This is a genomic window from Nocardioides sp. W7 (genome assembly GCF_022919075.1).
GTDB lineage: Bacteria > Actinomycetota > Actinomycetes > Propionibacteriales > Nocardioidaceae > Nocardioides.
This window is the reverse complement of record NZ_CP095078.1, coordinates 4,112,354-4,124,010: the sequence shown is the minus strand read 5'-3', so window position 1 is coordinate 4,124,010 and position 11,657 is coordinate 4,112,354. Positions and strand designations below refer to the sequence as shown.

Below are 11,657 nucleotides of genomic sequence, written 5' to 3'. Positions count from 1 at the left end.
CCGTTCGGTCAGTCAGGGTTCGGGTGACGTCAGCGCTTGAACGTCGTCCCCTTGAAGGCACTCTTGGTGAAGCTCTTGCTGCCCGCAAAGGTGATCTTCCACGTGAACTTGCCGTGCTTCGGAGCCGGCAGGACGATCGTGAAGCGGCCCTTGCGGTTGGTGCGCAGCTTCTTGTACGTCTTGAACTTCTTGCCGACCTTCTTCTGCACGATGATCTTGACCTTGCCCTTGGGCTTCAGCTTGCCCTTGAAGCCGGCCTGACGCCCGCTCATGCCCTGCACGACCATGTCCCGCTGGACCTTGACGGTGACGTCGGTCGAGGTGGGCGCGTACTGCACGCCCCTGCTGGTGGTGCCGCCGCTGTAGCTGATGCGGTAGGTCGCGTTGCCCGCGGCCTTCAGGCTGGTGTACAGGTAGGCGCTGGGGTTGCTCGCAACGCGCGTCCAGGTCGACCGGCCGGCAATCTGCCGGTCGACGGTGATGCTGCCGACATAGACGTCCTCGCCGTCGGCACCGAGGACATTGACGCTGGTGCTGAGGGTGTCGCCGAAGGCGATCGGTGCGCTGTAGGCGCTGATCAGGGTGCGGCCGGCCGATGGGACGATGGAGGTGGCCGTAACGGCAGAGGCCGGAGCGGTGGAGGAGCCCACGATGACCGCGGTGGGGGCGATCAGGCCGGTGGTGACGAGGGCGGCCAGGAGGCGGCGTACGCGCAAGACTGTTGTCCGTTTCTGGGAGTTCGGGAGGGAGGCAGCGGCCCGAGCCGCTGTCCGTTCTTTACCTTCATAAGAGGCCTCCTAAACGGAGTTCGGACACCGATATGGTTGCCCGGTGCTTCCGACCGTCTCAGTGACCCGCTACGTCACCCCGCTGCGGGAGGGCGGCAGCCTCCCGGGGATCGTCGAGGCCGCCGACCTCGGCACCTACGTGTGCAAGTTCCGCGGCGCCGGGCAGGGCGTGCGGGTGCTGGTCGCCGAGACGATCGTCGCCGAGCTGGCCCGGCGGATCGGGTTGCGCACGCCGCGGCTGGTCGCGCTCGACCTCGGTGCCGAGATCGCCCGCTACGAGGCCGACGAGGAGGTCCAGGACCTGCTCCGCGCGAGCATCGGCCTCAACCTCGGCGTCGACTTCCTCCCCGGCTCGTTCGGGTACGACGGCGAGGTGCCGACCGGCGCGGACGTCGCCGCGCGGGTGCTCTGGCTGGATGCGTTCTGCGCCAACGTCGACCGGTCCTGGCGCAACCCCAACCTGTTGGTCTGGCACGGCGACCTGTGGGTGATCGACCACGGCGCGTCCCTGTACTTCCACCACGGCTGGCCGGGCGGGTCGCTGGCGAAGGAGGGCGCGGCCGAGCGCTTCGCCGCCCAGCCCTGGGACCTGAGCGACCACGTCCTGGAGCGCTATGCCGGCGCGCTGCCGGCGGTGGACGAGGACGTGCGCGCCCGGCTGTCGGCCGACGACCTCCCCGAGGTCCTCTCGCTGGTGCCCGACGTCTGGCTGGAGCCGGTCCCGGGGGCGGAGACCCCGGACGCCGTACGGGCGGCGTACGTCGCGTTCCTCACCGCGCGCCTGGCCACCCGGCAGTGGCTGCCCGAGGTGGTCCGATGACCTCGTTCTCGTACCAGTACGTCGTGCTGCGCTGCGTCCCGCGGGTGGACCGCGAGGAGTTCCTCAACGTCGGCGTGGTGCTCTACTGCCAGGCGACCGACTACCTCGACGTCTCCTGGGACGTCGACCGCGACCGGCTGGCCGCCTTCGCCCCGCAGCTCGACTTCGACCAGGTCTGCGACGCGCTCGCCTTCGTCGAGGGGGTCTGCGCCGGTGACCGGCGCGGGGGCGCCGCGGCCGGCCACCCGATCGGCCAGCGCTTCGGTTTCCTGAAGGCACCCAAGAGCACCGTCTTGCAGCCCGGACCCGTGCACGGCGGCGTCACCGAGGACCCCCCCGCCGACCTAGCGCGCCTCCGCAAGCGCCTCGTAGGCGTCGGCTGACCACCACCGCCGAGACAGCAGAAACAGAGGGCCGAGTCAGCACCAGTAGTGCTGACTCGGCCCTCTACTGCTGCTGGCGGGTCAGACGGGGACGAGCTCGACGGCGCCCACGGCGTAGCGGGCCAGGATGGTGCGAGCGACCTCGGGGTGCGCGCCGAGGGGGGCGGAGACCGCGATGGCACCGGCCTCGAGGGCGAGCTCGGCGGCCCGGTCCGGGAGGAAGCCGGGGGCCAGGAACAGCGAGGCGACCGCGATGTGGCGGCGGCCCTCGGCTCGGAAGGCGCGCACGGCCTCACCGGTGGCGGGCGGCGAGCTGGACGCGAACGCCGCGGTCACCGGCAGCTTGTGGTGGGCGCCCCAGACCCGGGCGAGCCGGGCGACGGCCTGGTTGGCGAGCGCGTCGCTGGAGCCGGCCGCGGCCAGCACCAGGGCGTCGAGCTCACGCACCCGCGCGGCGCTCAGCGCCTCGCGCATCCGGACGTCGAGGACCTCCAGGAAACAGGCCTCGAGTCCAAGGATCGAGGTCGCGCGGATCCGCAGCTCCGCGTGCCGCGCGGCGGCCTCGGCCACGGCCGACGGGACGTCGACCTTGGCGTGGTAGGCCTCGGTGAGCAGCAGTGGGACGACCACGATCTCCTCGTGGCCGGCCTTGACGAGCCGGTCGACGACCGTCTGGAACGACGGCCTCGACAGCTCCAGGAACGCCTGCTCGACGCGCAGGTCCGGGCGCATGGCGCGGACCTCGTCGACCAGGGCGGTGATGGTGCGGGCGGACCGCGGGTCACGGGAACCGTGAGCCAGGGCCACCAGGGCAGGAGCAGCCATCAGCGCGGCCTCCTCGGGGATGCGTGGGTACGACGGACGGCGGTGTCCGTGGGAACAGGGGAGTGCACGAGAGCGGTCACGAGTGGATCCCGCACTCGGTCTTGTTGGTGCCGGCCCAGCGGCCCGAGCGCGGGTCCTCGCCGGGGGCGACCCGGCGGGTGCAGGGCGCGCAGCCGATGGAGGGGTAGCCGTCGTACACGAGCGGGTTGACCAGGACACCGTTCTCGACGATGTAGCGCTCCATCTGCTCGTCGGACCAGCGGGCCAGGGGCGAGACCTTGACCTTGCCCTTCTTGGCGTCCCAGCCGATCACCGGGGCGATGACCCGGTTGTGGGTCTCGGCCCGGCGCAGCCCGGTCGCCCACGCGTCGTACTTGTCGAGCGCGGCGGCCAGCGGCTGGACCTTGCGCAGCTTGCAGCACAGGTCGGGGTCGGTCTTGTAGAGGTCCTTGCCGTACGCCGCGTCCTGCTCGGCCACGCTCTGCACGGGCGTGATCGACAGGAGGTTGACGTTCACCGTGGCCTGGACGGCGTCGCGGGTGCCGATGGTCTCGATGAAGTGGTAGCCGGTGTCGAGGAAGACGACGTCGATGCCGGGGACGACCTTCGAGACCAGGTGCGCGAGCGCGGAGTCGCCCATCGAGGAGGTCACGCAGAAGCGCTCGCCGAAGGTCGCTGCCGCCCACTCGACGATCACCTCGGCGGGGGCCAGCTCGAGCTCGGCGCCCCAGTGCGACACCAGCTCGCGCAGCTCCTCGGGCGAGCGGCCCTCGGTCTGCACGCCGCGGGCGTTGCGGGCGGTCGCCGTGGTGGCGGTAGTCATCGGATCACTCCCTGGGAAGGTCGGATCAAGCCGAGCATCTTCAAAGAGAAGGCGCGCAGGCAGCCGCGGCATTCCCAGGTGCCGTGGGGGGAGCTGATCTCGCCGGTCTCCGAGACGACCTCGTGCGGGCGCAGGTCCTGCTCCCCACAGAACGGGCAGTGGAAGGGGACGGCGCGCTCGGTCATGACGGGATCGTTTCGAGAGCCTTCTCGCCGCGGAGCAGCTCCTCGTCGGCCCGCTGGACCCACTCGGTGAAGGACTCGCCGTCCGTGCGGTCGGCGAGGTACGCCGTGACGACGTTGGTGACGTAGTCGTCCAGGCCGGCGCTGGTGACCTTGTGGGCGCGCAGCTTGCGGCCGAAGTTGGCCTGCAGGCCGGTCGCGCCGCCCAGGTGCACCTGGAAGCCCTCGACCTGCTCGCCGTCGGCCATCACCAGCTGGCCCTTCAGGCCGATGTCGGCGACCTGGGTGCGGGCGCAGGCGTTGGGGCAGCCGTTGACGTTGACGGTGATCGGGACGTCGAGCGCGGGGAAGCGGCGCTCCAGCTCGGCGACCAGGTCGCGGGCGCGCTCCTTGGTGTCGACGATGGCCAGCTTGCAGAACTCGATGCCGGTGCAGGCCATCGTGTTGCGGCGCCAGTTCGACGGCCGGGCCGAGAGACCGATCTCGTCGAGCTTGGTGATCAGCTCCTCGACCTTGTCGCCGTCCACGCCGATCAGCACGATCTTCTGGTACGGCGTGAGCCGGGCGCCGGCGACGCCGTACTCCTCGATCAGGTCGGCGAGCTGCAGCAGCAGCGTGCCGGACACGCGACCGGCGGTGGGGGCGACGCCGACGTAGAACCTGCCGTCCTTCTGCTCGTGCACGCCGATGTGGTCGCGGTGGCCGACGGGGGAGGTGGGCGACTCGCAGGAGACCAGCTCGCGGCCGAGGTACTCCTTCTCGAGGACCTCGCGGAACTTCTCGACGCCCCAGTCCTGGACCAGGAACTTCAGGCGGGCCCGGGCGCGCAGCCGGCGGTAGCCGTAGTCGCGGAAGATCGACGCGACACCCTCCCAGGCGTCGGCGACCTCGTCGAGGGGGATCCAGACGCCGAGCTTCTTGGCCAGCATCGGGTTGGTGGACAGCCCGCCGCCGACCCAGAGGTCGAAGCCGGGGCCGTGCTCGGGGTGGACGGTGCCGACGAAGGAGACGTCGTTGGTCTCCGGCGACACGTCGTGGCCCGGGTGTCCGGTCAGCGCGGTCTTGAACTTGCGCGGGAAGTTCGAGAACTCGGGGCTGCCGATGTAGCGGCGGTAGATCTCGTCGAGCGCGGAGGAGCCGTCGATGATCTCGTCCTTGGCGACGCCGGCGACCGGCGAACCGAGGAAGGGGCGCGGCGAGTCGCCGCAGGCCTCGAGCGTGCTCAGGCCGGCGCTCTCCAGCGTCTCCCAGATCGCGGGGACGTCCTCGATGCGGATCCAGTGGTACTGGATGTTCTCGCGGTCGGTGACGTCGGCGGTGTCGCGGGCGTAGTCACGGCCGATGGTGCCGAGGGCGCGCACGGTGGCGGCGTTCAGCAGCTTGCCGTCGGAGCGGACCCGCATCATGAAGTAGCGGTCGTCGAGCTCCTCCTCCTCGAGCGTGGCCGTCTTGCCGCCGTCGAAGCCCGGGGCGCGCTGCGTGTAGAGGCCCATCCAGCGGAAGCGGCCGCGAAGGTCGGCCGGGTCGATCGAGTCGAAGCCGCGCTTGGAGTAGATGTGCAGGATCCGGGCCTGCACGTTCAGCGGGTCGTCGTCCTTCTTGGACTGCTCGTTCTTGTTGAGCGGCTCGGTGTAGCCGAGCGACCACTGGCCCTCGCCCTTCTTGGTGCGCGGGATCTCGGTGTGCGCGGGGGGCTGGGACTGGAACCGGAGGTCGGGCATGGGGGAGTGCATCCTTCGCTGAGGAGTGCGCGCAAGACGGCGCGGGGGCGGCTGGTGACGGGGCCGGGCTCAGCGAGGCCAACACATGGAGCTGCGCGTGCGACCCAGGTCTACGTGGCGTCGGACCACGAGGAAGACATGGGTGGCGGCGGAGATCATGTCAAGGAGTCTCAGCCACCGGACCCCCTCGCCACAAACTGCCATCTCATGATGAGAGATGCGTGTCCACGATGCAAGACGGGCCTTCGTGCCCCGCTGTCTGGCCGGGGGTCGGGAGCCGTAGGCTGAGGGCCATGAGTGACCTCGACGCCCTCACCAGCAGCGCCTACTCCCAAGCACTCGAGGTCATCGCCTCGGTGGAGCCCCGGATCGCCGCCGCGACCCGCCAGGAGCTCGCGGACCAGCGCGGCTCGCTGAAGCTGATCGCCAGCGAGAACTACGCCTCGCCCGCCGTCCTGCTGACCATGGGCACCTGGTTCAGCGACAAGTACGCCGAGGGCACCGTCGGCCACCGCTTCTACGCCGGCTGCCAGAACGTCGACACCGTCGAGACCCTGGCCGCCGAGCACGCCCGCGAGCTGTTCGGCGCCGAGTACGCCTACGCGCAGCCGCACTCCGGCATCGACGCCAACCTGGTCGCCTTCTGGTCGATCCTGGCCCACCGGGTCGAGGGCCCGTGGCTGGAGAAGGCGGGCTCGAAGAACGTCAACGAACTCACCGACGCCGACTGGGAGTCGCTGCGCAAGGAGCTCGGCAACCAGCGGCTGCTCGGCATGAGCCTGGACGCCGGCGGCCACCTCACCCACGGCTTCCGCCCCAACATCAGCGGCAAGATGTTCCACCAGCAGCAGTACGGCACCGACCCGGAGACCGGGCTGCTCGACTACGACGTGGTCCGCGCCAAGGCCAAGGAGTTCAAGCCGCTGATCCTGGTCGCGGGCTACTCGGCGTACCCCCGCCGGGTGAACTTCGCCAAGATGCGCGAGATCGCCGACGAGGTCGGCGCGACGCTGATGGTCGACATGGCCCACTTCGCGGGCCTGGTCGCCGGCAAGGTGTTCACGGGCGACGAGGACCCGGTCCCGCACGCCCACGTGGTCACGACCACCACCCACAAGTCGCTGCGCGGTCCGCGCGGCGGGATGGTGCTGGCGACGAAGGAGTACGCCCCCAGTGTCGACCGCGGCTGCCCGATGGTGCTCGGCGGACCGCTCAGCCACGTGATGGCGGCCAAGGCCGTCGCGCTGGCCGAGGCGCGCCAGCCGGCGTTCCAGACCTACGCCCAGGCCGTCGCCGACAACGCCCAGTCGCTCGCCGAGGGGTTCAAGTCCCGCGGCGCCAAGCTGGTCACCGACGGCACCGACAACCACATCGTGCTGCTCGACGTCTCCTCGTTCGGGCTGACCGGCCGGCAGGCCGAGTCGGCGCTCCTCGACGCCGGCGTCGTGACGAACCGCAACTCCGTCCCGTCCGACCCGAACGGCGCCTGGTACACCTCCGGCGTCCGGCTCGGCACGCCCGCGCTGACGACCCGCGGCTTCGGCCACGACGAGTTCGACAACGTCGCCGAGCTCATCGTGCAGGTGCTGCAGAACACCGAGGCCGGGACCACCAAGGCCGGCGGGCCGTCGAAGGCGTCGTACACCCTCGCCGAGGGAGTCGCCGACAAGATCAAGGACGCCTCCGCGGAGATGCTCGACAAGCACCCGCTCTACCCGGGTCTCGAGCTCAGCTGACCCGCATCGGGTGACGGCCGGCTCTCCCGCGGAGAGCCGGTCGGGGTAGGAGCGGATGGCGCCGCCACGGGGCGGGTACGGGGGCCGGCAGCGTGGGCCCGACCGTCGGGTGCCACCCGGTCACTCCCCGGAGGAACCCGATGAGCAGCACGCGCACCGTCGACCCGGCCAAGCCGAAGCCGCCACGCAACCGGAGCCACTACCTCTACCTGGCGGTGATCGTGGCGGTCGCGCTCGGCATCGCGGTCGGCATCCTCTGGCCCAGCTTCGCGGTCGAGCTCAAGCCGCTGGGCGACGCCTTCGTGGCCCTGATCAAGATGATGATCCAGCCGGTCATCTTCTGCACGATCGCCGTCGGCGTCGGCTCGGTCGCCAGCGCGGCCCGGGTGGGCAAGGTCGGCGGCCTGGCGCTCATCTACTTCGTCACGATGTCGACCTTCGCCCTGGCCATCGGCATGGTGGTCGGCAACCTGCTGCACCCCGGCGACGGCCTGAACATCACCGAGTCGGGCTCCACCGCCGCCGAGGAGGCCGCCGCTGAGGGGCACGGCGGTACGACGGAGTTCCTGCTCGGGATCATCCCGGAGTCGTTCTTCTCCAGCCTGACCTCGGGCGAGGTGCTGGAGACGCTGCTGGTCGCGCTGCTGGTCGGCTTCGCCCTGCAGGCGATGGGTCCCGCGGGCCGGCCGATCCTGGGTGTGATCGAGCAGGCGCAGAAGCTGATCTTCCGGGTGCTCGCCATGATCATGTGGGCCGCCCCGATCGGGGCCTTCGGCGCGATCGCCGGGGTCGTCGGCGAGACCGGCTGGGAGGCGCTGAAGAGCCTGGCGATCCTGATGGTCGGCTTCTACATCACCTGCGCGCTGTTCGTCTTCGTCGTCCTCGGCAGCCTGCTGAAGCTCGCCACGGGCGTCAGCGTCTTCAAGCTGCTGAAGTACCTCGGCCGCGAGTTCCTGCTGATCGTCTCGACCTCGTCCTCGGAGTCGGCCCTGCCGCGGCTGATCGCCAAGATGGAGCACGCCGGTGTCGACAAGCCGACCGTGGGCGTCGTCGTACCGACCGGGTACTCCTTCAACCTCGACGGCACCGCCATCTACCTGACGATGGCGTCGATCTTCATCGCCGAGGCGCTCGGCGACCCGCTCTCCATCGGCGAGCAGATCTCGCTGCTGGTCTTCATGATGATCGCCTCCAAGGGCGCCGCCGGCGTGACCGGCGCCGGGCTCGCGACCCTCGCCGGCGGACTCTCCTCGCACCGGCCCGAGCTCCTCGACGGCGTCGGCCTGATCGTCGGCATCGACCGGTTCATGTCCGAGGCCCGGGCGGTGACCAACTTCGCCGGCAACTCGATCGCCACCGTCCTCATCGGGCACTGGACCGGCGGCCTGGACCGCGCCCAGCTCGACCGCGTGCTCGACGGCGAGGACCCGTTCGACGAGGAGACGATGCTCGACGACCCCGAGCCGGCGTCGGCAGCAGGAGCGTCGCCGTCCGACGACGAGACCCGGGAGCGGTCGACCGTCTGACTGATTGCCGGCCCGGCGGCGAGCAGGTCGCCCTCGGCGGGGCGGCGGCGGGCGGTGAACTGTCCACCCTTGGGCGGGACCGATCCGGGGCTGGCGCACCGCCGCTGAGCGTGTCGCGCGCAACCCGCCGTCGTGCCGGTGAGCCGTCCACCGATGTCCGGATGCGGAAGGTGGACAGCTCACCGCCCCGCGGCGAGCTGAGCCTGACCGACGCTGCTCAGGCGACCGGCGTGGTCCGCTCCACGATCGCGCGCAGGTCGCCGCCGTCGAGGGCGCCGTACGTGCCGTCGTACGACGCGCCGAGGCGGGACGCGCAGAACACGTCGGCCACCTCGGCGGGGGCGAAGCGGACCAGCAGCGAGCCCTGCAGCACGGCCGCCATCCGTCCCGCGAGCCGGCGGGCCTGGACCTCCATCAAGGCGGGGTCGCCGAGCAGCGAGCCGAGCAACGCGAGGGTGTCCTCGGTGGCCCGGTCCAGCCGGGGGTCGCCGCCGCGGGCGAGGCCGACCTCGGTGATCCAGGCGTCCAGGGCCGCCGGCTCGCGGCTCAGCGCGCGCAGCACGTCGAGGGCGTTGACGTTGCCGGAGCCCTCCCACACGGAGTTCAGCGGCGCCTCGCGGTAGAGCAGCGGCATGCCGGACTCCTCGACGTACCCGTTGCCGCCCAGGCACTCCAGCGCCTCGGCCACCATCGCCGGCGTGCGCTTGCAGACCCAGAACTTCGCCAGCGGCAGCGCGATCCGCCGCAGCGCCGCCTCGTGCGGGTCGTCGCGCCGGTCGACGGCGGCTGCCAGTCGTACGGCGAGGGCGGTCGCGGCCTCGGTCTCCACGGCCAGGTCGGCCAGCACGTTCTGCATCAGCGGCTTGTCGGCGAGCAGCGAGCCGAAGGCCGAGCGGTGCGCCGCGTGCCACGAGGCCTCGGAGACCGCCCGCCGCATCAGCGACGTCGAGCCGAGCACGCAGTCGAGCCGGGTGGCGGCGACCATCTCGATGATCGTCCGCACGCCCCGGCCCTCGTCGCCGAGCCGGAACGCGACGGTGCCGTCCAGCTCCAGCTCGGAGGAGGCGTTGGAGCGGTTGCCGAGCTTGTCCTTCAGACGTACGACGTCGAGCTGGTTGCGGCTGCCGTCCGGCAGCACGCGGGGTACGACGAAGCACGTCACCCCGGCGTCGGCCTGGGCGAGCACCAGGAACACGTCGTTCATCGGCGCGGAGGTGAACCACTTGTGGCCGTGCAGGGTGTAGGTGCCGTCGTCGGACGGCCGGGCGAGCGTGACGTTCGCCCGGACGTCGGAGCCGCCCTGCTTCTCGGTCATCCCCATGCCGGCGAGCGCCCCCAGCTTCGAGGAGGCGAGCCGCACGCCCGGGTCGTAGGTGCGCGAGGCGAGCAGCGGCGTCCACTCCTTGGCCAGCGCGTCGTCGGCGCGCAGCGCGGGCACGGCGGCGTACGTCATCGAGATCGGGCAGCCGTGGCCCGGCTCGGTGTGCGACCAGGCCATGAAGCCCGCCGCGCGGCGCACGTGCGCGTGCGGGGAGTCGTCCTCCCACGGTGCCGCGGCCAGCCCGTGCCCGACGGCCCGTGACATCAGCCAGTGCCAGGACGGGTGGAACTCGACCTCGTCGACCCGGTTGCCGAAGCGGTCGTACGGCGTGAGCCGCGGGTGGTGCTCGTTCGCGAGCCGGCCGTGCTCCCGGGCCTCGGCCGATCCGGCCTCGGCACCCAGGCCGACCAGGTCGTCGACCACCTCCGCGGACGCATGGCGGACCACGGCCTCGGTGAGGGCCAGGTCGGCCGCGACGACGTTGTGACCGACCAGCGGCGGCGCCTGGTTGGTGACGGTGCGGATCGCGGCGCGCGGGGTGAGGCTCGGCGTACCCATGGAACTACGGTAAGCGCCATGGCCACCTCGGGGAGTGCGGCGCCTCCGGCTCCCTGGTGGGTCCGAGCCCGCCACACGCTCTGGCGTCTGGTGGTCGCCACGGTCGGCTCGTGCCTGCGCTACCGGGTGACCGGCCTGGCCGCCGAGGGAGCGTTCTTCGCGGTGCTGTCGGTGCCGCCGCTGGTCTTCGCGCTCGCCGGCGCGATCGGCTACGTCACGAGCCAGTTCACCGCGGCCGAGGTCGAGGACGTGCGCCAGGCGGTGCTCGACCTCTCGTCGCAGCTGCTGACCGAGCGGGCTGTCAACGAGGTCATCGAGCCGACCATCAAGGACGTGCTGGGCGGTGGCCGCTTCGACGTGATCTCGCTGGGCTTCGTGCTGGCGCTCTGGTCCGGGTCGCGCGCGCTCAACGTCTTCGTCGACACCATCACGATCATGCACGGGCTGGGCGGGGAGCGGGGGATCATCCGCACCCGGGCGCTGTCGTTCGTGCTCTACGTGCTGGCGCTGGTGACGGGTGTGGTGGCGATCCCGCTCGTGGTGATCGGCCCGTCGCAGCTGGAGGACTGGATCCCCGACAACGCCGACGTGCTGCTGCTCTTCTACTGGCCGGTCGTGGTGGTGCTGTGCATCTGCTTCCTGGCGACGCTCTACCACGTGTCGGTGCCGGTCCGGACGAACTGGACCTTCAACCTGCCGGGTGCGACGTTCTCGCTGTTCGCCTGGATCGTCGGCTCCTACGTGCTGCGCTGGGTGCTGCAGGCCACCGCCGCCGACTCGCGCTCGATCTACGGGCCGCTGGCCGCGCCGATCGCCGTACTGCTGTGGCTCTACATCGTCGCGCTCGCGGTGCTGATCGGCGCCGCCGTCAACGCGGCCTTCGATACGGTCTTCCCGCAGAGCTCCACCACGAGGGCGCGGCTGGAGCTCATGCAGCGCCTGCGTCACCTGACGTCCAAGGACCGGTAGGTTTC

11 protein-coding genes are annotated in these 11,657 nt (G+C 71.0%); 5 read left to right on the top strand and 6 right to left on the bottom strand.

Features of this window, described 5'->3' with window-relative positions; translation table 11 throughout:
* Positions 1-29: 29 nt before the first annotated feature.
* Positions 30-716 (bottom strand): hypothetical protein, encoded by a 687-nt coding sequence (locus tag MUB56_RS19470; RefSeq protein WP_244928666.1) that lies wholly within the window; start codon positions 714-716, stop codon positions 30-32.
* 115 nt (positions 717-831) lie between these two features.
* Between MUB56_RS19470 and MUB56_RS19465 the strand changes: the two genes are divergently transcribed.
* Complete coding sequence (locus tag MUB56_RS19465) at positions 832-1,608, top strand: HipA family kinase (protein ID WP_244928665.1); 777 nt, start codon at positions 832-834, stop codon at positions 1,606-1,608.
* Positions 1,605-1,991, top strand: coding sequence for a DUF3037 domain-containing protein (locus MUB56_RS19460; RefSeq protein ID WP_244928664.1), 387 nt, complete (start codon positions 1,605-1,607; stop codon positions 1,989-1,991). The genes MUB56_RS19465 and MUB56_RS19460 overlap by 4 nt, the downstream gene beginning before the upstream one ends.
* An 81-nt stretch (positions 1,992-2,072) precedes the next feature.
* Here MUB56_RS19460 and MUB56_RS19455 read toward each other — a convergent pair whose 3' ends face one another.
* The 4 genes from MUB56_RS19455 to MUB56_RS19440 form a co-directional block, all read right to left on the bottom strand.
* On the bottom strand, positions 2,073-2,816 hold the full coding sequence (locus MUB56_RS19455; RefSeq protein ID WP_244928663.1) for a sirohydrochlorin chelatase: 744 nt from the start codon (positions 2,814-2,816) through the stop codon (positions 2,073-2,075).
* 76 nt (positions 2,817-2,892) lie between these two features.
* Positions 2,893-3,639: a phosphoadenylyl-sulfate reductase gene (locus tag MUB56_RS19450; protein WP_244928662.1), complete on the bottom strand. Its 747-nt coding sequence runs from the start codon at positions 3,637-3,639 to the stop codon at positions 2,893-2,895.
* Positions 3,636-3,824 carry a hypothetical protein gene (locus tag MUB56_RS19445; RefSeq protein ID WP_244928661.1) on the bottom strand — a complete coding sequence of 63 codons (189 nt, stop codon included), beginning with the start codon at positions 3,822-3,824 and terminating at the stop codon, positions 3,636-3,638. Before MUB56_RS19445 ends, MUB56_RS19450 begins: the two co-directional genes overlap by 4 nt.
* Positions 3,821-5,542 carry a nitrite/sulfite reductase gene (locus MUB56_RS19440; protein ID WP_244928660.1) on the bottom strand — a complete coding sequence of 574 codons (1,722 nt, stop codon included), beginning with the start codon at positions 5,540-5,542 and terminating at the stop codon, positions 3,821-3,823. Before MUB56_RS19440 ends, MUB56_RS19445 begins: the two co-directional genes overlap by 4 nt.
* A gap of 293 nt (positions 5,543-5,835) precedes the next feature.
* Here MUB56_RS19440 and MUB56_RS19435 point away from each other — a divergent pair, with 293 nt between their 5' ends.
* Together MUB56_RS19435 and MUB56_RS19430 are read left to right on the top strand one after the other, a co-directional pair.
* The gene (locus tag MUB56_RS19435) at positions 5,836-7,278 is read left to right on the top strand and encodes a glycine hydroxymethyltransferase (protein ID WP_244928659.1); all 1,443 of its coding nucleotides are present in this window, start codon (positions 5,836-5,838) and stop codon (positions 7,276-7,278) included.
* 140 nt (positions 7,279-7,418) lie between these two features.
* Positions 7,419-8,804, top strand: a complete 1,386-nt coding sequence (locus MUB56_RS19430; protein WP_244928658.1) for a cation:dicarboxylase symporter family transporter — start codon at positions 7,419-7,421, stop codon at positions 8,802-8,804.
* Positions 8,805-9,021: 217 nt separating this feature from the next.
* Here the strand turns inward: MUB56_RS19430 and MUB56_RS19425 are convergent, their stop codons facing one another.
* Positions 9,022-10,683, bottom strand: coding sequence for an acyl-CoA dehydrogenase family protein (locus MUB56_RS19425; protein WP_244928657.1), 1,662 nt, complete (start codon positions 10,681-10,683; stop codon positions 9,022-9,024).
* A gap of 18 nt (positions 10,684-10,701) precedes the next feature.
* Between MUB56_RS19425 and MUB56_RS19420 the strand changes: the two genes are divergently transcribed.
* Entirely contained in the window at positions 10,702-11,652 is a 951-nt protein-coding gene (locus tag MUB56_RS19420) for a YihY/virulence factor BrkB family protein (protein ID WP_244928656.1), read from the top strand.
* Positions 11,653-11,657: the final 5 nt, after the last annotated feature.

What these genes read in the sequence shown, in the direction of transcription:
- MUB56_RS19460 (WP_244928664.1), top strand. Translation starts at nt 1,605, where the DNA reads ATGACCTCGTTCTCGTACCAGTACGTCGTGCTGCGCTGCGTCCCGCGG.
- MUB56_RS19440 (WP_244928660.1), bottom strand. Translation starts at nt 5,542, where the DNA reads ATGCCCGACCTCCGGTTCCAGTCCCAGCCCCCCGCGCACACCGAGATC.
- MUB56_RS19450 (WP_244928662.1), bottom strand. Translation starts at nt 3,639, where the DNA reads ATGACTACCGCCACCACGGCGACCGCCCGCAACGCCCGCGGCGTGCAG.
- MUB56_RS19455 (WP_244928663.1), bottom strand. Translation starts at nt 2,816, where the DNA reads ATGGCTGCTCCTGCCCTGGTGGCCCTGGCTCACGGTTCCCGTGACCCG.
- MUB56_RS19425 (WP_244928657.1), bottom strand. Translation starts at nt 10,683, where the DNA reads ATGGGTACGCCGAGCCTCACCCCGCGCGCCGCGATCCGCACCGTCACC.
- MUB56_RS19420 (WP_244928656.1), top strand. Translation starts at nt 10,702, where the DNA reads ATGGCCACCTCGGGGAGTGCGGCGCCTCCGGCTCCCTGGTGGGTCCGA.
- MUB56_RS19435 (WP_244928659.1), top strand. Translation starts at nt 5,836, where the DNA reads ATGAGTGACCTCGACGCCCTCACCAGCAGCGCCTACTCCCAAGCACTC.
- MUB56_RS19445 (WP_244928661.1), bottom strand. Translation starts at nt 3,824, where the DNA reads ATGACCGAGCGCGCCGTCCCCTTCCACTGCCCGTTCTGTGGGGAGCAG.
- MUB56_RS19430 (WP_244928658.1), top strand. Translation starts at nt 7,419, where the DNA reads ATGAGCAGCACGCGCACCGTCGACCCGGCCAAGCCGAAGCCGCCACGC.